The organism is Geobacter grbiciae (genome assembly GCF_018531165.1).
Taxonomy (GTDB): domain Bacteria; phylum Desulfobacterota; class Desulfuromonadia; order Geobacterales; family Geobacteraceae; genus Geobacter; species Geobacter metallireducens.
Genome location: NZ_JAHDIW010000002.1, coordinates 401291 through 423364, shown reverse-complemented (window position 1 = coordinate 423364; position 22074 = coordinate 401291). Strand labels below are relative to the sequence as shown.

Sequence of the window (22074 nt, the reverse complement as noted above, 5' to 3'; positions counted from 1 at the left end):
GAACTTACAGCATATGAGCAGGATAGAGAGCATCCTTGAAAAAGCTGCAAAAATGCGGCAGGACAAGACCCCGGGGGAGAGCAGGGCTTCGGTGGAACAGCGGGAAGTACCCCGGCCGGTTATCGAGCCGGAGGTTTTTCAACCCGACACCAGGATTGCAGTGGACAACCCCTATCTGGTTACAATCAGCGAACCCCGTTCGCCGGTAACGGAAGAGTATCGCAAACTCAAGTCGATCATCCTGAAGCTGACAAACTCGGGCCAGTTCAAGAACACCATCATGGTCACCAGCGCTGTAAGCGGCGAAGGGAAGACCATCACGTCCATCAACCTGGCAGTGGCCCTGGCCCAGGAGTTCGACCACACAGTGCTCTTGGTCGATGCCGATCTGCGCCGTCCGGGTACCAGCGGTTATCTCGGCATCAGGGCTGAAGTGGGCTTGAGTGACTGCCTGTACGGAAAGGTCGACGTGAAGGATGCCCTGGTGAAAACAGGGATTGGCAAGCTTGTGGTGCTCCCCGCCGGCAGCAGGGTGGAGAATCCGGTGGAACTTCTCTCATCCGGCCGGATGCAGAGCTTCATCGCCGAAATAAAGAACCGTTATCCCGATCGCTATATCATTATCGACACGCCGCCGCTCCTTTCCTTTGCGGAAACCTACTCCCTGGCCAATATGGTCGACGGGGTCGTGTTCGTGGTGAAAGAGGGGGGCGCTACCACGAGCAACGTCAAGGACGCCCTCAGTCATCTCAAGAAGGAAAAGGTTTTCGGTGTTGTCTATAACAATGTCGGCATCAACCGGTTTGACGAAAACTACCGGTACCGCAACTACTACGCATACTACAAGAATGATGGTGTCCAATGAGAAAACTGGTTCTGGGAGGGATGCTGGCGTCGTGGTGCGCTGCCACCGCTGCCCACGCGGAGTTGAAGCTGACGCCAAACCTGACAATTCGCGAGGAATACAACGACAACATCGATCTGACGAATGAAAACCGCCGGGACGACTTCATCACTACCATTGTGCCGTCGCTCAATGCGCTGATCGATACCAATCTTTTGAAGCTGAACCTGGATTACGGGCTTTACTTCAAACTCTTCGCGAAACACTCGGAAAAGGACGATACATCCCTCGCCAGAACCCAGCGGATACGCCTCGATTCGACCTTCAACCCCATACGGGACATCCTGTTCCTCAAGATGAGCGACGTGTACGCCCGGGTGCCCATCGATGACCGCCGGCAGGTGGCAGTGGGCAACGATTTCGTCAACACCACCGACTCCAATATCTTCACCGCGAATCCGTACCTTGTCTACCCCATAACCAGCAGCATCAGCCTCACTGCAGGGTATACCTACAAGAATACCTGGTATAATGACCCGCTGGGTCAGAGTGCCCAGGATCACACCGTTACGGGAAGACTCACCAAGTCCTTCGGCGAGAGACTGTCGATTTACGGTGAATATGCATACCGTACCCATCTGCCGAAGGATAATTTCAGGAACAACATGGAGTTTAACTCGTTGTATCCGGTTACCATCAACGGCATGACTGGTATATTGGACGCTGAACAGTTATCCGAACAAAGCACCGGCTGGTATGGCTACGACACCCATACCGGCATGGTAGGAGCGGTTTTACAGGTTACACCGAAACTGACCCTGAACGGTTCCGTCGGCAAAACCTACTACTATTACAAGTCGGGAACTCAGACGGAATTAAGGCACCTATATGATTTCGTTACGGGAGCCTATAAAGGGGATAATCTGTCAACACAGCAAATCAGCCCTGCAAACACCAATTCCCTCATCTGGAACGCCCAGGCGAACTACCTCCTTTCCGACCGTTTTTCCCTGGAGGCGCACTATTCCCGTGATTTTACCGATTCGGTGGACCAGGGCGTGTACAAGAGGGATACCGTTGGCGGCTCGGTAAAGTACAACCATGCCATCGAGGCCGCCCTTGGTGGCTTCTACACAACAAGCAAATACGAGACTGAAGACCGGAAGGATACATCCACCGGAGCCACCATGACCGCCCGGATTCCCCTGGGGGCGAACCTGGCGGCAAACCTCCTCGGCAACTACACGCACTACAAGTTTTCCCCTGACAACGTGACTCCCATAACCGAGAAGGTCAACCGCTACAGCGCCCAGGCGGGCCTTGACTATACCTTCAGGATCATGACGATGGGCCTTGGCTACACGTGGAACTTCAACGACTCCAACGTGGAGGCGCACGATTACTTCAACAACATCGTCTGGTTGCAGGCCAGACTAACCTACTGAAAGCGCTAACCATGTACGAAGAATTTTTCGGCTTCACCGCAAAGCCCTTCGAGCTGGTTCCCGATCCCGAGTTTCTCTATCTCAGCCGGGTCCACAAGAAGGCCATCACGTACCTTGAGTATGGCATCAGGGAGCGCAACGGTTTTCTCCTCATCACCGGCGAGATCGGTTCGGGCAAGACCACGATCATTCGCAACATCCTCAAGAGCCTCGACGAGAAGGTGACCCTCTCGAAGATCTTCAATACCAAGGTTACGTCGGAGCAGCTCCTGGCCATGATCAACGACGATTTCGGCCTCGACGTTGCCGGCAAGGACAAGATTGCCCTCCTGCGCCAGCTCAACGAATTTCTGGTGGATGAATTCGTGGCGGGTCGCCAGCCGGTAATCCTCATCGACGAGGCCCAGAATCTCGACATCGATCTTCTCGAAGAAGTGCGGCTCCTCTCGAACCTGGAGACCGACAAGTCCAAGCTGGTCCAGATCATCCTCGTGGGACAGCCCGAACTGCGGCGCACCCTTGCTGACGGCAGGCTCCGGCAGCTTCGTCAGCGCATCTGCATCAGCTGCCACATCGATCATCTCTCCAAGGCGGAGGTGGAGGAATACATCTTCCACCGGCTTGAGAAGGCGGGCAACCGCTCCGCAGTGGAGTTCGGCGAGGGGGCCATCGACCTGATCTATCTCTTCAGCCGGGGAGTGCCGCGGCTCATCAACATCATCTGCGACTTCCTGCTCCTGTCGGCCTTTGTCGAAGAGAAGAAGGTCATCTGCACCGATCTTGTGAAGGAGGTCATCGGCGAGATCGAATCGGAGAGCAAGTTCTGGGGCGACGAGAGCGGCGACGAGAAACCCCGGATGACCGCCGCCAACGGCAAAGCCCTTGAAGAGATGTCCGCAAAAGTGACTCGCCTGGAGGCCACCCTCGGTGATGGCGGCGTTGCTTCTTCGGAACTTGCGAACCTTTCGGAGCAGATCAAAATGCTCGAAAAGATTCTCAACGGCACCGTGCTGGCCCTTCAGTCGCGGATAGACAGCACCGATGCAAGCATCAGCGAGATGCGCCTCGACATGGAAGAACTCTTCAAACTCATCAAGATGGTTGATAAAGGCGGCAAACAGCTTCCCGACCCTCCCAAAAAGGGCTTCTGGAACTGGATGGCCAGTTGACGGAACTACGATGACCATGAGTGCAGCGACCGGCAAAAAACTGAATGTTCTGTTCATCACCCAGGACGACCCGTTCTACGTCAGGCTCTTCTTCGAGGAGTTCTTCAAGGCCTACCACGATCTTGCGACCATCAAGGGTGTCGTCATTGCCGCTGCCATGGGGAAGAAGGGCCCTGTGCAACTGGCCCGGCAGATGTACGACTTCTACGGCCCCATGGATTTCGTTCGGGTCGGCACCCGCTATGCGTCTTACAAGGTGAAAGCCAGGATACCGGCCCTGGCCGGAGGGAACTTCTACAGCATCGGCCAGCTCTGTGCCCACCATGGCGTGCCGGTCTTCAGCACCAACCGGGTCAACTCCCCTGAATTCCTAGCGTCGCTCCGGGAGATGGACCTGGACCTCATCGCATCCGTTGCCGCTCCGGTTATCTTCAAGAAGGAACTGGTGGAACTGCCGCGGCTTGGCTGCATCAATATCCACAACGGCGCGCTTCCCCGCTACCGGGGCATGCTCCCCAATTTCTGGCAGATGTACCACAACGAGCGGCAGGTGGGGATCACGATCCACGAGATGAACGAGAAGCTTGATGACGGGCGGATCCTCCGCCAGGAGATGGTCGACATCCTCCCCGGCGAAACCCTCGACTCCCTCATCCGGCGTACCAAGATCCTGGGCGCCCACGTCATGGCCCGGGCCATCGCCTCGCTGCGGGACGGCACCGCCACGTACCGCGAGAATCCTGCGTCCGAGGGGTCCTATTTTTCCTTTCCGACCAAAGACCACGTGCGGGAATTCAAACAGAACGGCAAGAGGTTGATCTGAGCGCGGCCATGAAGGATCATCACCAATGAGCCAGGGGATTTTCGGGATAATCGATTTCAGGAACGCCATTGCCGACAGGGATGTGCTGGGTAATGCCATGGCGGCCTACCTGAAAATGAGTGGCAGGGGAGATTTCTCCTTCTCTGCGGGTTCCGGCCATCTTATCGGCATGCAGCGAAGCGCCGCCGACTCCCCGAGCCGCCAAACCCGCATCGAGCACGATCCCGACGCCGGTCTTACGGCGGTCATCCACGGCGAGGTCAACAACTACCGGGAGCTTCTCTCGCAGCATCCACCCTCGGGGCGTCCCTGCCGCGGCGACCTTGACCTCGTCCTGCGCATGTACCGGCGCAGCGGCGCCTCCTTCGCCCGCTCCATCAACGGCCTCTTCACCATCGGCATCCTCGACGAACGGGAAAAGACCTTCCGCCTCATGAATGACCGCTTCGGCCTCGCCCACCAGCTCTACTGGACCGTGGCCGACGGACGGCTTATCTTCGCCACCCATCTCAAAACCCTCCTGGCCTGTCCGGGGGTAAGGCGGGAACTGGACCACGAAGGCCTCAACCTGTTCCTGAAATACGCCTACATCACCTCTCCCTGGTCGATCCTCAAGGGGATCAACAAGCTGCCGCCGGGACACATGCTCACCTTCCGCGACGGAAAAGCGGAAACCGTCCCCTACTGGCAGTTCGACGCCGTTACCCGGCCGGACATGACCATGGAAGAAGCGATCCCCGCCTACCGTGATCTGCTGCGCGGCGCCATCGCCAGGCGCATGGGGAGCGACGGCAGCACCGGCGTCATGTTGAGCGGCGGGCTCGATTCCAGCGCCAACGCGGCCCTGGCTGCCTCCTGCTCCAGTACGCCGGTCAAGACCTTCGCCATCGGCTTTGAAGACCCCCGTTTCGACGAGCGCCCCTTCGCCCGGATCGTGGCCAGGCACTTCGGCACCGATCACCATGAGTACACCATTACCGGCCGGGAGATCGATGATCTCCCATCCCTGGTCTGGCACATGGAAGAGCCCTATTTCGAGTTCGGCCTCTTTCTCGCCTACATGGGGCTCAAATCGGCCAGCGGCCACGTCCAGGCGGTCATCGGCGGTGAAGGGGCCGACCAGATGTACGGCACCGGCGGTTTCGCCGGCGGCCGACCCGCTGCCGTCCACTACCTGTTCCGCAAGAGCGGCATGATCGGTCCGGCCCGGGGTGTGTCTCGGCTTCTGCGGGGCCCCCTGTTCTATGACCGGGACAACCTCGGCTTCCAGATGCGGCTCTTCTGGAACCGGGCCGCCGACCTGAACGACTGGTACTTCTACGGCTACGATGGCCACGAGCTGAGCCAGCTCTACAAAAACGACAGCCTGGCCCGGGTGCCGCGCATCTTCGGCGAGGCCGAGGGGAGCCCTGAATCCTTCGCCCAGGTCTACCAGGAAACCCAGATCGAACAGGACATGCGGCACTACGTCAACGAGAATGTCATGGTCAAATCGGGGCGCATGGCCGACATGCTCGGCCTGGTGCTCCGCGAGTCGTTCCTGGACGCCGATGTGGCCGACTTTCTGGTGTCTCTCCCCATGCCCGTCAAGCGGGGTGGGGGGCTTGTGGACCACCTCCGGGGGAGATTCAAGAGCAAGCTTCTGCACCGCAAGGCCATGGAGGGGATCCTCCCCCCGGAAATCATGTCCAAGCCCAAGCAGGGGGGATTCGTGCCGGTCATGATCTTCCTCAACGACCCGGCCCTGAGGAAGCGGATCTACGACAGACTGCTCCGTTCCGAAGTCATGGGAGAGTATTTCCGTACCGACTATCTCCGTACCCTGTTCGAGAAATACGAGTCGTTCCAGCAGGGGCCGGTCGGCTGGCCCAATTTCCTCAACTCCAAGGCCAACCGGATCCTGTTCCTGCTCACCTTCGACATCTGGCACCACTGCTATCTCGCCAACGCCCCCCTCGGCGTCACGCCGCCGAGCCTCAACGAGTACTTGGGGTAGGGTGGGACGATGATGGGCACGTTTCCGGTAATGACAGCCCCGGTCCTCATGTACCACGAGGTAACCGCCACCAGCGAGCAGGACAAGGCGGTGAGGAAGACCAACCCGGCTTACTGCGTGACGGCCGATGCGTTCCGCAGTCAGATGGAGCACCTGGCTGCCGGCGGTTTCCGGTCCCTCTCCCTGGATGAACTCCTGACCGGCAACAGCGAGCGGAACGGAGTCGTCATCACCTTCGACGACGGGTGGGACAACAACCACGGCAGTGCCTGGCCCATTCTCACAGAACTGGGGCTCACCGCCACCATTTTCGTGGTTTCCGGTTTCATGGGACAACCCGGCTACATGACGTGGGAGCAGGTTCGGGAGCTGGCCGCTGCCGGCATTTCGATACAGTCCCATACGGTCAGCCACCGCCCCCTTGGGCTTCTCACCGACGGGGAGATCCGGACTGAGCTGGAGGATTCTAAAAAGGCCATCGAGGATCGGATCGGCCGTGCCGTGAACCACATCAGCATGCCCCAGGGGGTCTTCGACCGCCGCGTCATAGAGATGGCCGCTCAGGTCGGCTACCGCTCCGTAAGCACCTCAGAGCCGGTGATACGGCACAGGGGGGGAAACCCGGCAGTGCTGGGGAGGATCAACGTTTCGGGGTCCTATGACCTCTCCACCTTTGGCCGGATCGTGGCGGGAGACCGGTCGGTGCTCCTCCCCATGATCCTCAACAAGAAGGCCAAGAACTTCGTCAAGAGCCTGGTGGGGTACGGAACCTACCGCAAGCTCTACCGGCTCTGTTACCGCATCGACGATTCCGGAACAGGGAATATCAGCAATCCATGAAACGTACGCTTGACTATACCTTCACGACCAATTACGCGGATCACCGCCAGAACATCCACTCCTTCTGGGAACGGATTAACGGCCACTGTAACGAGCGCTTCTTCGACTCCTTCTATGCCGGCAACCCAGCGGGGGAGCCGTTCCTGGGGCTCTGCTACGACGGCGAACGCCTTGTGGGGCAGGAGAACTACATCCCTCAGGAAGTGGCCTTTGCAGGTACCCTCTACCGCAGCGCCATGGGGGTCAATACCCTGGTGGACCCCGATTACCGGCTTTTCCACGGTGTATTCGGCAAGCTCTGCCGTCTCACCACCGATGAACTTGAGCGGAAAGTCGATCTCCTCTTTGCCTATGCCAACGAGGAGTCCAAGAAGTATTACCTGAAGTACTTCAACTGGAAGATCACCGCCAAGGTGGGTGTGTACAAGAAGATCACCAATGCCTCGGGGCTCAATGCCGAAAGCGTGCTTTCTTTTGTCAAACCCGGCAGACGCCATGCCGACCTGAGTCTTAACCAGGTGTCCCGTTTCTCCCCCGAGCAACTCGACCCGGTGCTTGAACGGTATCGCCACGCGTCGAAGCACGCCTACTTCCACAAGAGCGCCGCGTTCCTCAACTGGAAGTTTCTCGGCAACCTCCACTACCAGACAACCGGCTATCAGATCATGGCAGGCGACCAGGTTTGCGGCTACTGCGTCACGTACGATACCGGGGGCGAGCGGAAGATTCTCGACATCCTGGTGGAGGGGGACGACCCGGCACTCTTCAGCAAGGCCATGTCGCACCTCGCTCGGCTGGCCAGCGAGCAGGGGATTCAGCGGCTCGTCATCTATGCCACGCCCGACGCCTGGTACGAGCCGCTCCTGCGGAAGATGGTCTTTCTCAAACGGTGGGAGATCGATTTCCTTACCCACGCGTTCACGGACAGCCTTCCCGATAAAGGGTGGGTGGTTCACTGCGGTGATTTTGATATGTTCTGAAGAAGCGTTAAAAACTTTGACCACGAAAACACGAAATTTAGAAAACACGAAAGTAAACCTTAAAAACCAAGAATCTTTTATTGTTGTCTCTTTTCGTGCTTTCGACCTTTCGTGCTTTCGTGAGTAGCTTTTGAATCAAAATTTTTGACCACGAAAACACGAAATTTGGAAAGCACGAAAGTAAACCTTTAAAAACCTAAAGACTGCTTTTTCTTTTTTGGCCTTTTTTCGTGTTTTCAACCTTTCGTGCTTTCGTGATTAGTTTTTTTATTTATCCTAAAACCAGAGGTACTGAGTATGACCATCGAAACCCAACTCATCAACTACTTCAAAGACACCCTCGATGCCGATGTCGCAGCCGGCACCCCCCTCATCGAGCAGGGGATCATAGATTCCATGGGGGTCATGGAGCTTATCACCTTCATTCAGCAGACCTTTGACGTCGAATTCGACGTTGATGACATGACCGTCGAAAAACTTGGCACCGTAACGGCCATTTCGCGCCTGATCACATCCAAGAGGGGGGAAGCATGAGTCTGAGACCGTACCTGGTAGGCCATCTGCTGGAAGACACCGCCGCGCGGTTGCCCGATAAGGTTGCTGTCAAACACCACGACCGGACCATCACCTATGCCCAACTGCACGAGGAAGCCCTCAAGATGAAGGGGCTCATCCGCGGGCTCGGCATCAAGCGGGGCGAGCGGGTCGGCATTTATCTCGACAAGTCCATCGAGCAGCTCACCGCCATGTTCGGCGCCACCCTGGCCGGGGCGGTCTTTGTCTTCATCAACCCGATCCTCAAGAAAGAGCAGATCGAGTACATCGTCAACGATTGCCAGATCCAGCTCATGATCACCACCAGCGAGCTGTTCCGCAAGAACCACCTCACCGCTCCCCAGAAGCTCATCCATGTGGACGAGCCGGAACACGATAAAGAAGGGCACCCCTGCTGGCCCAAGCTCAGGGCAACGCTCCCGGCGGACCACACCCCGGTCCCCGGCTTCTCCCCGGACATCGCCTGCCTTATCTACACCTCCGGCTCCACCGGCATGCCCAAGGGGGTGGTGGTGCCCCACAGCACTGTGGTGGACGGGGCCGAGATCGTCAGCACCTATCTGGAGATCACCGAAAAGGACCGGATCATCAGCGTCCTTCCCTTAAACTTCGACTACGGCCTTAACCAGGCCACCACCGCCGTCCTCCACGGCGCGACCCTCGTGCTGCACCAGTTCGTCATGGTCAAGGATCTCCTGGATGTTCTCGTCAAGGAGGAGATCACCGGCTTTGCCGGCATGCCCCCCATCTGGGCCAAGCTCTTCAACGACAAGATCAAGCTCGTCTACAACTCCGACTTCCCCCACCTGCGCTACCTCACCAACAGCGGCGGCAAGGTCCCCCGGATCATGGTCTCCCGCATCCGCGAGTTCTTCTCCAACTCCCGGCTCTTCCTCATGTACGGCCTCACCGAGGCATTCCGCTCCACCTTCCTCCCTCCCGAGGAGCTGGACCGCCGGCCCGACTCCATCGGTAAAGGGATTCCCAACGTGGAGATACTGGTGGTGAACGCCAAGGGGGAAGAGTGCGCGCCGGGCGAAGAGGGGGAGCTGGTCCACCGGGGCGCCCTCATCACCCACGGCTACTGGAACGACCCGGAAAAGACCAAGGTGATCTTCCGGAAGAACCCCCGTTTTCACGATCAGCCCCACCTGCACGAGACCGTCGTCTACTCCGGCGACATCGTGAAGAAGGATGAGGACGGCTTCCTCTACTACGTTTCCCGCCGCGACGAGATGATCAAGACCTCCGGCTACCGGGTGAGCCCCACCGAGGTTGAAGAGGTGCTCATCGGCCTCCCCGGCGTGAGCAACGTGGTTGTCTTCGGCAAGGAGGTGGAGTCGGGCGACCAGATCATCGTGGCGGTCATGGAGACCGAACACGAGGAGGAACACAAAAAGGAGCTGCTCAAGGAGTGCCGCAAGCGGCTCCCCACCTACATGGTCCCCCAGGAGATCCACTTCGAGAGGGCGTTCAGGAAGACCGCCAACGGCAAGATTGACCGCTCGGGAATCAAGAAAGAGTGGCTGGCGGCCGGGAAGAATTGATGAACCTGACGGAACTAAACGGCAAAACCTGTCTGCGCGACATCTGCTTCGAGGAGCTTGCCGAGCGCTACGGCACCCCCTTTTACCTCTACGACCTGGAAACGGTGAAGGGGAAGTGCGCCGCCATCCGCAGGGCCTTTGGCGACAGCCTCGAGCTCCTCTACGCCGTCAAGGCCAACCCGAACCGGGAACTCCTGGCTGCCATGCGGAGCGAGGTGGATGGGCTCGACATCGCCTCGGCCGGCGAGCTGGAGCGGGCCCTGGATGCAGGCTTCGACGCGGGGTGCATCAGCTTTGCCGGGCCGGGGAAGACCCGCGACGAGCTGCGCCGCTCCCTGGAGGCCGGGGTCGGCTGCATCAGCGTCGAATCCCTGCGCGAGCTTCACGATCTGCGTGATCTGGTCCGGTCCGGTTCGCCGCGGGCCTCAATCCTCGTGCGGGTTAACCCCCAGCTCCTCATCAGGGACTTCGCGGTGAAGATGGGTGGTAAGGCTTCCCAGTTCGGCATCGATGAGGAAGAACTGCCATCGGCTCTGGACTTCATCAAGGCCAATGCCGACGCTTTCGACTTCAAGGGGATCCACATCTACGCAGGCACCCAGTGTCTGAACGAGGAGTCCCTGGCTCAGAACCTGGCCAACACCCTGGCCATCGCGGCCCGGGTTACCATCGACTACGGCATGGAGTGCAGGGTCATCAACATCGGCGGCGGCCTCGGGGTCTCCTACTACGAAGAACACCCGGGGCTCGACCTGGACAAGCTGGCCGTCCTCTTCAGGGCCGAGTTCGACCGGTACCGCGAGGCCACGGGGACCAAACCCCGCATCCTCATGGAGCTGGGGCGGTTCCTGGTGGCCGAGGCGGGGATGTACGTCACGCGGGTGGTGAGTGAAAAGCTGTCGCGTGGCGAGCAGTTCTATGTGCTCGACGGGGGAATGAACCACCACCTGTCGGCTTCGGGCAATCTCGGCATGACCATCAGGAAGAACTATCTGGTTCGCAACCTCTCGCGGCCCGGTGCGGAACGGAAGACCTGCACCCTCGTTGGCCCTCTTTGCACCCCTCTTGATCTCATGGGGAAAGGGGTAACGGTGGAGGCGCCGGAGGTGGGGGATCTGGTCGGGTTCTTGAATTCAGGGAGCTATGGGTACAGTGCGAGTCCTCTGCTCTTTTTGGGGCATGGGGAGCCGTGCGAACTGCTGGTTGAGGGGATGGGTTCTCGATGACCCGTGGGCGTTTCGACATAACCGCCATAACCGATCCGGGGGCTTTTCGGGGAATCCGTGACGACTTGAATCGTCTTGCCGAGGATAATGGTTTCTACACTCCCTGGTTCTGCTGGGACTGGTTCGATCTCTGCCTTCGCCACGGTGAGGCAGGTGCGCTCCATATTCTCACGGTGCGGCGCGACGGCGCACTGGTGGCAGTCGCACCGTTCTTGGTCCGTTCGGAGCGTTACAAGGGCGTTGTCCCGGCCCGCATCATCTCGTTCATTGGCGGCAACCGATCGCCCCTGAAGGGGATCGTTTTCGGGAAGGCAGACGATACGGTGCAGCGGGAGGTTACCACCCTTGTGCTGGAATACCTCCTTAGAACCTTCGGTGGCTGGGATATTCTTGAGCTTGAGCCGATAGTCGAGTCCAATGACGGCGGCAGCATGGAGGCTCTCCTTGAGCGTCAGGGGCTTTCGTTCCGCTCCTACGTCAGTTGCGCCAACCGCTTCTGCGATGTGACGGATGCCTCCTTTGACAACTTCTTCGAGAGGCTTCCCCAGAGCACCCGCAAGGATATCAATTACTGCCGGCGGCGCCTGGAAAAGAACGGCTCTCTTGTTTTTCAGATCATAACGGACACTGCTTCGCTTGATCAGTGCCTCGATGTGTACGACGCCGTTCGGGCAAAGAGCTGGAAGGCCGTCGAGCGCGACCGGGATTTCAACAGGGAACTTATGCATGTGGCAGCGGTCAAGGGGTGGCTCAGGCTTGGGATTCTCTCCTATGACGGAACGCCCATTGCTGTCCAGAAGTGGATCGTTGCGGATGGCAGAGCCTATATCTATGACGTTCTCTATGACGAGGAGTACAAGAAGCACAGTCCCGGCAAGATACTGACCTCGATGATGTTCCAGCATGCCATCGACAATGATGGGGTTGCCTATGTGGATTATCTGCGGGGGGACGAACCGTACAAGCAGGAATGGACTCCGTCTATCAGAAACAGAATCGGAATAGATGCGTACAACAAATCTGTGCCTGGATGCATAGCCGCCATTCTTATGAAGAAGATACTACCGCTGGTGAAGAAAAATACCGATTCCGCAAGTGCTCATAAATAGGACTGACGTGTCAGCAGAATATTCTGTAGTTATCATCGACAATTTAAGCGGATTTAGCAGGATTCAGCAAGAATGGGATGCGCTTGCTTCACAGTACCACGACGAATATTTTTTCTTGAGTCACGGGTGGTATAGCCTGTGGCTGAACTATTTCCTCAAAGATAGCAGCCTGTGCATTGTAACTGTTTATAAAGGTTCCAGACTGGTCGCAATTGCGCCTTTCCTCGGCAAAGATGAGAGAATCAAGAGGATACCGGTAAGGAAACTGGAGAGCATAGGCAATGCCTATTCGCCCCTGAGATCTTTGATAATTGACAGATCGGAGAGCAAGCAAAGGCTTGGGGCGTTTTTGTTTGGGGCGCTAAGAAAAATTTCCGGTTGGGATATAGCCCAAATTGGTCCGCTTTACGATGGGGAACTGTATTCCCAAGCCGAAGAACTTCTTTGTAATTGTGGGGGTAACTGGCTCCATAAAGTTGTCGACTGCAACTGGCGTCTTCCCTGTGAAGGCTTGGCCTATGACGGGTATTTGAAAAGCAGGGACAAGGGTGTCAGACAGGAGATCAAACGAAGGAATAAAAAGCTCGGAGAACTGGGCACTATTGAAATCAAGATAGTTAAAGGCCATGAAGCTGCCGCGTATATGGCGGATTACAGCAACGTCTATGAGAAAAGCTGGAAACAGGCTGAGCACCTGGGACCTGGGTTCCATGTCGATCTTGGAAAAATCGCAGCGCGTGGCAACAACTTGCTGCTGGCCTTGATGTATCTTGATGGGCAACCCATAGCAGCACAGTATCGCATTTTGTGTGGAGATAAATGTTTTTTCCTGAAGACTGCCTATGACTCACGTTATAAGCGGTACAGTGTGGGACTGGTTCTCCTTAATCATGTATTGCAGTATTTGATGGATAGCGAGCAGGTCAAAATGGTGGATTTTGGTCCCGGCAACGAAACCTACAAGTCCGATTGGGCAGAAATTAAGAGGAATTACACCAATTTTTATCTGTTTAACAAAACCGTCAAGGGTGCTTTGGCCCATTTTGCCTACACAAAAGTCACCCCGATTGTGAAACGATTTGGCAAAAGGCTTGAGGAAGAAGGGCATGAAGGTTAGCAGCAAGCCATCACTGACATGGGAAATTCTGACGTCCCGCGCCGATCGTCCCCGTCAGGAGGTGTTTCCCTTGAATACCGGCAGATGTGAGTATTTTTACTCTGCTCGGTATGCCCTTGCGGCGGCACTTGATGCTCTGAAGCTTGCTCCTCAGCAGTCGATTCTTATGCCCTCCTACAACTGCTGGGTAGAAGTTGAACCGGTAGTGCGTTCGGGCGCGAAGATTGACTGGTATCGGGTCAAAACCGATTTTTCGATAGATGAAGATGACCTTTTGGCTCGTATCCGGCCGGAGACGGCAGTGATCTTTGTCATCCACTACCTCGGGTTTCCCCAGCGCCTGGAGAACATTCGGCGGGTATGCACTGAGCGGGGGATTGTTCTTATCGAAGACTGCGCCCATGCGTTGCTTAGCAACGATGGAGACATCCCTCTCGGCTCAATGGGGGACATGGCAATCTTCAGTATCCGAAAGACCGTCCCCATTACTGATGGCGGCTGTCTGTTGATCAATAACCCGGCCTTCTCTGTCAAACGGCCACGAAGCGTTCGACCAAATCGGTTTGTCACGTACTTCGTTGCTTCTGAAATGCTTGCTGGAGGAACAACGACTGACGCACAACGGTTAGGGCAGATGGTGTTTTTATGCAACCTGGCTGTTGCTCGTTTTGTGCGAATTGGCTTGAAAGGTATCCATAAAATACTGCAGGACAGGGGAGACTATCTGGTTTACCCAAGCGGGAATAACTTTAGGGAGTACGCGAAGAATTGGGGAATGTCGGATATCTCTGCAGCAATAGTTCGTGGAAGTGATTTTTCGCGTATCAAGGAGCTTCGTAGGGCAAACTTTCTCTACCTGCTTGAAAAATTGAAGAATGAAGAGCGTTGCATGTTACCGATCCACTCTCTTCCCAAAGGCGTTTGCCCGTTATTTTTCCCGGTTATAGTTCGAGATAGGGACAGGGTTTACCGCGAACTTAAAGATCGGGGATTGTCCGGCCATAATTGGTGGGGGGATTTTCATTCGGCTGTTCCGTGGGATAGTTTCCCAGATGCTGTTTATCTAAAGGAGAATGTTTTTGGTTTTCCGGTTCATCAGGATGTTGTTATCAATAATCTAGACAAGATGTTAGCTACGTTCAACAAGTGCTTGTAATGTTGAATAATAACAGCAGACCAATACTGTTCTAAGGAGGTTTATGATGAGAAAAAAATTAACGCTCGCCATGTTTATACTTAACATATTCATAGTTGGAAGTGCTTATTCCGAGTCGGAAGATATAAAAGTTAATTACATTACCCCTGTTGTTGCTTCTAACAAATTCAAAAAAAACGCATGGCTTGTGGATGCAATGCCGGAAGTTGACTATGCAAAGTCTCATGCTGTTGGCGCGATAAATTTGCCGAATGACGGACCTGATGATATTAAGAAAATATTAGTGATGGACCTCCCCTTTACCAAGAATGATGAAATTATTGTTTACTGTAATTGAACTAATCAAACTGCAAGCGCTCGGGTAGCGCAAGTATTGATGGGAAGAGGTTATATAAAAACCTATGTGGTGCGGGGTGGCAAATCTTCTCTTTGCACAGCAGGTATCCCTTTCCTTGAGGGTGGCAAAATAGAGTTTTGCAAGAAAAAGTAGGAAATATCTAATAAACTGGCGCTCTATACAGAATGATTGGTAATAGATTGAAGAAACATATCCGAAATGCCGTCTACAGAACGTTACATTACTCTGGTCTCAGCGCAGCTCTGGTAAAGACGGCAGCCAAGCCATTTGGCAAAAATTCGTGCATCATCCTCGTCTACCATCGCATCGTTGATGACAGCAGCGTTTATCTTGATAAAGGGTCGGTTGTTCATCACCATCTAAGTGATTTTGTGGATGAAATCCCCTATCTTAAGAGGACATTTCAGATTTTGAGCATGGACGATATTGTTGATAGAATTTCGAGCGGAGAGGGATTCGATCGTCCAACTATCGCAATAACCTTTGACGACGGTTATTTGGATAATTACACCTTGGCATATCCCGTCCTCAAAGCTCATGAAGTACCTGCAACCATTTACCTGGCGACCAGCCTTATTGGCACATCCGGGAAGACTTGGACCGACCAGATTGAAGTTGCGCTGCTCGCCACAAAGAAGAGAAGTATAGTTTTGCCTTTTCTTTATGAGGGGAAGGAATTGGCGATCAGTACTGTTGAACAAAAAAGAGATCTCAGCATAAGCGTTGCGAAGGCACTCAAGGAGATTCCCGACGCAGATCGTAGGGGACGGCTTTTAGAAATGTTTCGGGCACTTGAGGTTAGGGCCGATATTATCGAGGATCCTGATGGGCGATTAATGCTTAATTGGGATGAGGTCAAGGAAATGGCGGCCAACGGCATAACCTTCGGCAGTCACAGTCATACCCATCCGATTCTCAGTCGGGTGCCATTACTGGATGCTCAGGAAGATATTAAACGCTCAAAGCAAGTATTAGAGGAGCGGCTTGGTCAACCTATAAATCATTTTGCCTATCCCAATGGGAGGGTCGAAGACTTTTCAGACGAATTGCGTGACTACTGCCAGAAGATCGGTTTTTCGAGTGTAGCAACAGTCATTTACGGTACTAACGGCACAGAATCTTCTCCGTTTTGCCTTAAAAGGGTCGGTGCGGTTAGCCCTTTGTGGATGATGTCTGGTGAGTTGATGCGTTACTTTGTTTAATAACTAAGGAAGAAACAATTCAGCATGAGTGGATTAAAACAAAAAACATTTTACAATATTGCTTACACCGGTGCAGCTAGGATCGTAGCTCTAGTTTTTCAGGCCCTGGCAAATATCATTCTGAGCAGAGAACTTATGTCCAGCGACTATGGTCTGGTCGGGTTTGCCAATATATTAGTGAATTTTTTATCTCAGTTTAGTGACCTTGGTTTAAATAGTGCCGTCGTCCAGAGAAAACAACTCGACGATACCTCACTATACACTGGGTTCACTATGAAGCTCGGTATCGGGTTCTTCATATATTTGATTGCCTTTGCTGCTTCAGGACTGGCGGTGTTTTTTTTCGACAATCCTGCGGTCGTTGATGTCATCAAACTGTTGGCACTCAATTTTATCATTAACTGTTTCGGGTTCATACCAAGCACCAAGCTTAAACGTGATCTTGACTACAAGAAAGTAGCTTTCGCCACTGTATGCCAGACGATTGTAAATTCTTCGCTGGCGATGATCCTGGCTCTGGCAGGTTTCAAGTACTGGAGTATTGTTCTTGCTAATCTCTGTGCAACCACAGCAATGATCGTGGCTCTGAATATTCTGAAACCGATAAGAATCAAGTTTGCCTTCGACAGAGCCGCTGCGCGTCAATTTATGAACTACGGAACGAGCCTTTCTCTGACAGGGTTTGTTGTTTTTATGATTTTCAACATCGATAACTTCATCATCGGTGCTGCTAGTGGCTCAAGCGTGCTTGGCTATTATATGATCGCTTTTAACTGGGGCTCGATTATTTGTGTCATGCTCGGCACCGTGGTAAACAACGTACTTTTTCCCACATTCTCCCGTATGGAGCAGGACAGGGAACGGATAAAGCGTTCTTACTTGAAAGTGCTAGAGTATGTGAGTTTCATCGGCTTGCTGGCTAATGTTGCCTTGCTGCTGGTTTCAAGGGATTTTTTGGTTTATGTGTTGGGCCATGGTACGGACAAATGGCTGCCAGCCCTCCAGAGTCTGAGGATTCTCTGTATCTATGGGATAGTGAGGTTCCTGCTCGAACCACTGGGAAATGTTTTGATGGCAATGGATATGACAAAAGTCATTCTGAAGACAAACATAATCGTTGCAATTATAGAAGTAGGTTTACTCTATCCTGTGTTAAAACTGTATGGTATAGATGGTGTCTCAGTACTTGTAACTGCAACGTATTTTATGCAGTATTTAATTTATTACCCAATAGTGAAGGAAAAGGTAGGTATTCAATATTATGAGTTTTATTCAGCAATAAGAGATGCGAGCATTTCAGCCGCGGTAGTTTTAGTGGCCGTACTAGTGTCACATAGATTTGTCACGGCTGATCGCTTTGTGGGGGTGGTTGCTGAGCTGTTGTGTATTGCCTCTTTATATTGTGTGGTTCATGGCTTCCTGAACAATTGGAGACTGGTGAGGGAGGCGAAGGAAATGTTGGCGAGTGCACGGGGCTAGATCCATAAAATACGAGGTAATCCAATGGGTAACCTGCTGGACCATAACGATAAGCCTGACAACTATTACAGCGGCAGCAGGCTTGAAATGGTGCCTTACGTACCGGTTGATGCCATGCGGATTCTTGATGTCGGATGTGGTGCTGGTGAGTTTGGTAATGCCCTGAAGTTCCAACGGTGCGTGGAGGTTTGGGGCATTGAACTCTGTGAGCAGGCAGCGGAGGAGGCGCAGGGTAAACTGGACAGGGTCTTGGTCGGCAGCATCGAAGGCAACACTATGTCGCTGCCCGAAGGATATTTCGATTGCGTTGTGTTCAATGATGTTATCGAACATCTAGTCAATCCGTGGGCTGTGTTGACTAACATTAAAACGTATATGCAAGCAGATGCCTATGTCGTGGCGTCGATACCTAATGTGCGATATTTCAATAACATCAAGACTCTACTCAAGCATAAACAGTGGAAGTACGAGGATGAGGGTATACTTGACAAAACCCATCTAAGGTTCTTTACCATTGAGAGCATCAAAGAACTGTTTATCTCCTGTAGTTATAATATTATAAAGATTGAAGGCATACGAGGAAGACAATTCCCATGGAAATTTAGATTAATAAACATGGTTATGCGTAATTGTTTCGATGATATGAGGTATATGCAATTTGCATGTTTAACACGCTGTCGTTAACTACGTTATTTACTCTGGCAACTAAACATGCCGTAGAGTGCCGCTTGTCGCGCCTCGATTGGGCGAAGCAAGCGCTGCCCCTAACTTGAGATGTTTAATTGTCGCCGTAAAATATCCGCTAACAAGGTCTTCAAGATAAAGGCTAAAAGAAAGATATTATGACACGAATGATTGCTATATATTTACCCCAATTTCATCCTATTCCTGAAAATGATAAATGGTGGGGGAAGGGGTTTACAGAGTGGACCAACACGGCAAAGGCAAAACCTTTATATCGAGGCCATTATCAACCACATGTGCCAGCTGACTTGGGTTTCTATGATCTCCGCTTGTCTGAAGCGCGTATTGCTCAGGCAGAACTCGCACGTGAATACGGTATTGAAGCTTTCTGTTACTATCATTATTGGTTTGCGGGAAGACAAATTCTTGAACGGCCATTTAATGAGGTTCTTTCTACCAGAAAGCCTGATTTTCCGTTTTGCATCTGTTGGGCTAATGAGACGTGGACAGGGATATGGCATGGATCGCCTAATAGGGTTTTGATTGAACAGACCTACCCGGGGGAGAAGGATTATGTAAAGCATTTTAACTATCTGCTTCCAGCTTTCGAAGATGATAGATATGTTAAGGTAAACGGTAAACCGTTGTTTGCAATATATAAACCTTATAATATTCCAGATTTGAGGAAATTTATTGAACTATGGAGAGAATTAGCCATTCAGGCTGGACTTAAAGGTATTCATTTTGTCAGTATGAAAAACCCACCAGACAATAATTATGATGATTTATTTGATGCATATGTTGTCCCTCAAATGCCAGCCGTTAGAGCAGCAATCTGGATTCCAAGGTTGAATTTGCCAAAAATAATACTCCGTTGGTTTGCAGTTAAGAATGGTAGACCAACTATATATAAATACAAAGATGTTATGTTGCAGATTTTAGAAAACGGAATTCCTAATAAGCTAAATTATCCTTGTGTTGTTCCAAATTGGGATAACACTCCACGTAGTGGAGTAAATGGCCTTGTTCTACACGGTTCGACACCCGAACTGTTTAGAGTTCAAATAGATAAAGCTATTGGAAAGATCAAGGACCACGACGAACAGAACAAAATCATTTTTATTAAGTCTTGGAACGAATGGGCTGAAGGTAATCATTTAGAGCCCGATTTAAAATATGGACAAAGATATCTCGAAGAATTAAAAACTGCTTGCAATTTAAGTAAAGGTAATTAGTTTGTATTACGGGTAACAATATATGAATTGCAACAACGATATAGTTGAGTAGTTATAGAGGTAAATTTACTATGTCAATAGAAGTTAGCGTCATAATACCAACATATAATCGAGCTAATCTCATCGAGCAAACCATTACATCGATTATAAACCAGACGTTGTTGCCAAAAGAAATAATTGTCGTTGACGATGGTTCAACAGATAATACTGAAGAAGTTGTGAGGCAGTTAGGAACGCGAGTAAGATATCTGCGCATTGATAATTCTGGACAATGCAGAGCAAGGAATGTTGGTGTATCTGCAGCTACTTCGACGTGGGTTGCCTTTTGTGATAGTGATGATTTATGGCTTCCGAATAAATTGGAAGTACAAGGACGACTGATCAACGAAGCACCGGATGTGGAATATATGTTTACCAACTTCAAGATAGTAGTAAATGATATTTGGACAGATAAAGCAAAATTCGATACTTTGCCGAAGAGTTTTTTCAGTGGTAATAAATACTATATTAAAGATGATTATTGCGTAATAGGCGAACCGTTGTTTAGGAAACTACTTTTTAATCAGCCTATATTCCCATCTACAGTGCTGATGAAGCGTTCTTTATTCGATAAAATTGGAGGTTTTGTTGACTCGTTAGGGAGGACTCTTAGTGAAGATTTGGAGTTCTCGTTACGGTGTGTTAATCAAGCCCCCATCGGTATTGTGATGACGCCGCTTGTAGGGATTAGAAAGCATGATAGTAACTTTTCTAACGATTCATTGAAAAATAAAATGGGCGAAATAGACATCTTACAATATGTAATGGTAAATCATAAGCTCAATAATGATGATGTTAGTGCTGTTAAGAATCAGATAAGCCATCGCAGTGCTGATGTTGTAAGGCAAGCTTTTGCTGTAGGCGATTTGCAAACTGTTATTAAATATTTTAGGATGATACCACCAGCACAACGAACAAGTACAATGTATATCAAAGCTATTATTGCATGTTTCCCTGGCAATTGGGGAAGGTATATGAGTTTATTCATAACTAAAACTTCTTTGATTGCTAGGGGTAAATGACTTAGTTAATGCAGAGTGGTTGATTATTTGTATTAAAGTCAACAAATACAGATACGGAGATCGTGCATGAAAATGTTGTTCATAACAGATAAGTTCCCACCTGTTGAAGGAGGATCAAGAATTTATTATTACAATCTGTGTGTGAATTATCCCCATGAAGAGGTAGTGGTTTTTACCAAAAAAGTTGATGGATACAAAGACTTTGATAAAAAGCAAAAAATGAAAATTATTAGAAAGGGAATACCTTTATCAAATTGGAAATATTATCAGGTCCCGCGAATGTTTTTGACATTTTTATGGACTATTTACCTGGTGTACAAAGAAAGTATTGATGTTATTCACTGTGGTGACTTTATGCCTGCAGGGATCATTGGGTATCTTGCAAAAAAATTCTTCAATAAGCCGTACGTTTATTATGTGCATGAGGGTGATTATTGGTATTTCGACCGGTTTCGCTTTAAGCCGAAATTGCGAAGGCTCGTTCTGGGAAATGCGGACCAGATAGTTGCTGCATGCACCAACGCAGAAGTTGGAGTCAAACATTCAGTTGATAACTGCTCAGATAAAATCACTATAATAACTCCTGGGGTCGACTACAAAAGGTTCACGCCAGGCGAGAAGAATCCCGATCTTGTGCATGAGTTTAATTTGGAGCAGAAGAAAGTAATTCTTACCGTTGGACGTCTTGTTGACGGAAGGAAGGGGCACGAGATGATTATTCGAGCCTTGCCAAGCATATTAGAAGAAGTACCAAATGCTGTTTATCTTATAGCCGGACGTGGTCCCTATGAAGATTTCTTAAAGGAACTCGTACATGAACTGAATCTTGATACTCATGTGAGGTTCGCTGGATATGTACCTAATGATTTGCTTCCAAACATTTATGGGATATCTGATGTGTTTGCGATGATAAGCAGAGAGACACCGGAGATGGGCACAGAGGGCTTCGGGATGGTCTTTACTGAAGCAAATGCTGCCGGAAAGCCAGTGGTTGGTGGAAAATGTGGTGGTACCGAAGACTCTATTATAGATGGGGTGACAGGTTATCGTGTCGATCCCTCAAATGTTGATGAAGTCATATCTCGGATAATCAAACTATTGAAAGATGATGTATTTAGAGAGTCCATGGGAGCAACTGCCAGAAAATGGGTTGAGGAAACGTCCGATTGGGTAGATAAGGCGAAACAGATAGAGCAGGTCAATCACAAAATTGCATTAAACTATGCTACACATTGAAAGTTGAGCGGT

General features: G+C 51.6%; 20 protein-coding genes. All 20 read left to right on the top strand.

Features of this window, described 5'->3' with window-relative positions; translation table 11 throughout:
• Positions 1–13: 13 nt before the first annotated feature.
• The 20 genes from KJB29_RS05345 (at position 14) to KJB29_RS05250 (ending at position 22062) form a co-directional block, all read left to right on the top strand.
• Complete coding sequence (locus KJB29_RS05345; RefSeq protein WP_215733693.1) at positions 14–865, top strand: XrtA-associated tyrosine autokinase; 852 nt, start codon at positions 14–16, stop codon at positions 863–865.
• Positions 862–2289, top strand: coding sequence for a TIGR03016 family PEP-CTERM system-associated outer membrane protein (locus tag KJB29_RS05340; protein ID WP_215733692.1), 1428 nt, complete (start codon positions 862–864; stop codon positions 2287–2289). The genes KJB29_RS05345 and KJB29_RS05340 overlap by 4 nt, the downstream gene beginning before the upstream one ends.
• Positions 2290–2300: 11 nt before the next feature.
• Entirely contained in the window at positions 2301–3458 is a 1158-nt protein-coding gene (locus KJB29_RS05335) for an XrtA/PEP-CTERM system-associated ATPase (RefSeq protein WP_215733691.1), read from the top strand.
• A 10-nt stretch (positions 3459–3468) separates the two neighbouring features.
• Positions 3469–4281, top strand: coding sequence for a methionyl-tRNA formyltransferase (locus KJB29_RS05330; protein WP_215733690.1), 813 nt, complete (start codon positions 3469–3471; stop codon positions 4279–4281).
• 25 nt (positions 4282–4306) lie between these two features.
• On the top strand, positions 4307–6277 hold the full coding sequence (locus KJB29_RS05325) for an asparagine synthetase B family protein (RefSeq protein ID WP_215733689.1): 1971 nt from the start codon (positions 4307–4309) through the stop codon (positions 6275–6277).
• A gap of 9 nt (positions 6278–6286) precedes the next feature.
• The gene (locus KJB29_RS05320) at positions 6287–7117 is read left to right on the top strand and encodes a polysaccharide deacetylase family protein (protein WP_246560403.1); all 831 of its coding nucleotides are present in this window, start codon (positions 6287–6289) and stop codon (positions 7115–7117) included.
• Complete coding sequence (locus tag KJB29_RS05315) at positions 7114–8097, top strand: GNAT family N-acetyltransferase (RefSeq protein ID WP_215733688.1); 984 nt, start codon at positions 7114–7116, stop codon at positions 8095–8097. The genes KJB29_RS05320 and KJB29_RS05315 overlap by 4 nt, the downstream gene beginning before the upstream one ends.
• A 297-nt stretch (positions 8098–8394) precedes the next feature.
• The gene (locus KJB29_RS05310; protein ID WP_215733687.1) at positions 8395–8631 is read left to right on the top strand and encodes an acyl carrier protein; all 237 of its coding nucleotides are present in this window, start codon (positions 8395–8397) and stop codon (positions 8629–8631) included.
• Complete coding sequence (locus KJB29_RS05305) at positions 8628–10199, top strand: acyl-CoA ligase (AMP-forming), exosortase A system-associated (RefSeq protein ID WP_215733686.1); 1572 nt, start codon at positions 8628–8630, stop codon at positions 10197–10199. Before KJB29_RS05310 ends, KJB29_RS05305 begins: the two co-directional genes overlap by 4 nt.
• Positions 10199–11425, top strand: coding sequence for a pyridoxal-dependent decarboxylase, exosortase A system-associated (locus tag KJB29_RS05300; protein ID WP_215733685.1), 1227 nt, complete (start codon positions 10199–10201; stop codon positions 11423–11425). Before KJB29_RS05305 ends, KJB29_RS05300 begins: the two co-directional genes overlap by 1 nt.
• Positions 11422–12534 (top strand): GNAT family N-acetyltransferase, encoded by a 1113-nt coding sequence (locus KJB29_RS05295; RefSeq protein WP_215733684.1) that lies wholly within the window; start codon positions 11422–11424, stop codon positions 12532–12534. Before KJB29_RS05300 ends, KJB29_RS05295 begins: the two co-directional genes overlap by 4 nt.
• A 7-nt stretch (positions 12535–12541) precedes the next feature.
• A complete protein-coding gene (locus KJB29_RS19670; RefSeq protein ID WP_215733683.1) occupies positions 12542–13651 on the top strand; it encodes a GNAT family N-acetyltransferase in 1110 nt (369 codons plus the stop codon).
• Positions 13641–14807 (top strand): aminotransferase class V-fold PLP-dependent enzyme, encoded by a 1167-nt coding sequence (locus KJB29_RS05285; RefSeq protein WP_215733682.1) that lies wholly within the window; start codon positions 13641–13643, stop codon positions 14805–14807. Before KJB29_RS19670 ends, KJB29_RS05285 begins: the two co-directional genes overlap by 11 nt.
• A 46-nt stretch (positions 14808–14853) precedes the next feature.
• On the top strand, positions 14854–15144 hold the full coding sequence (locus tag KJB29_RS05280; RefSeq protein WP_215733681.1) for a rhodanese-like domain-containing protein: 291 nt from the start codon (positions 14854–14856) through the stop codon (positions 15142–15144).
• A gap of 200 nt (positions 15145–15344) precedes the next feature.
• Positions 15345–16367, top strand: coding sequence for a polysaccharide deacetylase family protein (locus tag KJB29_RS05275; protein ID WP_246560400.1), 1023 nt, complete (start codon positions 15345–15347; stop codon positions 16365–16367).
• A gap of 24 nt (positions 16368–16391) precedes the next feature.
• Positions 16392–17846, top strand: coding sequence for a lipopolysaccharide biosynthesis protein (locus tag KJB29_RS05270; RefSeq protein WP_215733679.1), 1455 nt, complete (start codon positions 16392–16394; stop codon positions 17844–17846).
• Positions 17847–17870: 24 nt separating this feature from the next.
• The gene (locus tag KJB29_RS05265; RefSeq protein WP_215733678.1) at positions 17871–18530 is read left to right on the top strand and encodes a class I SAM-dependent methyltransferase; all 660 of its coding nucleotides are present in this window, start codon (positions 17871–17873) and stop codon (positions 18528–18530) included.
• Between the two features lie 158 nt (positions 18531–18688).
• Positions 18689–19765, top strand: coding sequence for a glycosyltransferase WbsX family protein (locus KJB29_RS05260; RefSeq protein ID WP_215733677.1), 1077 nt, complete (start codon positions 18689–18691; stop codon positions 19763–19765).
• A gap of 71 nt (positions 19766–19836) precedes the next feature.
• Positions 19837–20826: a glycosyltransferase family 2 protein gene (locus KJB29_RS05255; protein ID WP_215733676.1), complete on the top strand. Its 990-nt coding sequence runs from the start codon at positions 19837–19839 to the stop codon at positions 20824–20826.
• Between the two features lie 66 nt (positions 20827–20892).
• On the top strand, positions 20893–22062 hold the full coding sequence (locus tag KJB29_RS05250; protein ID WP_215733675.1) for a glycosyltransferase family 4 protein: 1170 nt from the start codon (positions 20893–20895) through the stop codon (positions 22060–22062).
• The last annotated feature ends 12 nt before the right edge of the window (positions 22063–22074 follow it).

Bases quoted from the DNA above. Each gene is read 5' to 3' on its own strand.
- KJB29_RS05345 (WP_215733693.1), top strand. From the start codon at position 14: ATGAGCAGGATAGAGAGCATCCTTGAAAAAGCTGCAAAAATGCGGCAG.
- KJB29_RS05295 (WP_215733684.1), top strand. From the start codon at position 11,422: ATGACCCGTGGGCGTTTCGACATAACCGCCATAACCGATCCGGGGGCT.
- KJB29_RS05320 (WP_246560403.1), top strand. From the start codon at position 6,287: ATGATGGGCACGTTTCCGGTAATGACAGCCCCGGTCCTCATGTACCAC.
- KJB29_RS05335 (WP_215733691.1), top strand. From the start codon at position 2,301: ATGTACGAAGAATTTTTCGGCTTCACCGCAAAGCCCTTCGAGCTGGTT.
- KJB29_RS05300 (WP_215733685.1), top strand. From the start codon at position 10,199: ATGAACCTGACGGAACTAAACGGCAAAACCTGTCTGCGCGACATCTGC.
- KJB29_RS05315 (WP_215733688.1), top strand. From the start codon at position 7,114: ATGAAACGTACGCTTGACTATACCTTCACGACCAATTACGCGGATCAC.
- KJB29_RS05280 (WP_215733681.1), top strand. From the start codon at position 14,854: ATGAGAAAAAAATTAACGCTCGCCATGTTTATACTTAACATATTCATA.
- KJB29_RS05285 (WP_215733682.1), top strand. From the start codon at position 13,641: ATGAAGGTTAGCAGCAAGCCATCACTGACATGGGAAATTCTGACGTCC.
- KJB29_RS05330 (WP_215733690.1), top strand. From the start codon at position 3,469: ATGACCATGAGTGCAGCGACCGGCAAAAAACTGAATGTTCTGTTCATC.
- KJB29_RS05260 (WP_215733677.1), top strand. From the start codon at position 18,689: ATGACACGAATGATTGCTATATATTTACCCCAATTTCATCCTATTCCT.
- KJB29_RS05325 (WP_215733689.1), top strand. From the start codon at position 4,307: ATGAGCCAGGGGATTTTCGGGATAATCGATTTCAGGAACGCCATTGCC.
- KJB29_RS05255 (WP_215733676.1), top strand. From the start codon at position 19,837: ATGTCAATAGAAGTTAGCGTCATAATACCAACATATAATCGAGCTAAT.
- KJB29_RS05310 (WP_215733687.1), top strand. From the start codon at position 8,395: ATGACCATCGAAACCCAACTCATCAACTACTTCAAAGACACCCTCGAT.
- KJB29_RS05250 (WP_215733675.1), top strand. From the start codon at position 20,893: ATGAAAATGTTGTTCATAACAGATAAGTTCCCACCTGTTGAAGGAGGA.
- KJB29_RS05305 (WP_215733686.1), top strand. From the start codon at position 8,628: ATGAGTCTGAGACCGTACCTGGTAGGCCATCTGCTGGAAGACACCGCC.
- KJB29_RS05265 (WP_215733678.1), top strand. From the start codon at position 17,871: ATGGGTAACCTGCTGGACCATAACGATAAGCCTGACAACTATTACAGC.
- KJB29_RS05270 (WP_215733679.1), top strand. From the start codon at position 16,392: ATGAGTGGATTAAAACAAAAAACATTTTACAATATTGCTTACACCGGT.
- KJB29_RS05340 (WP_215733692.1), top strand. From the start codon at position 862: ATGAGAAAACTGGTTCTGGGAGGGATGCTGGCGTCGTGGTGCGCTGCC.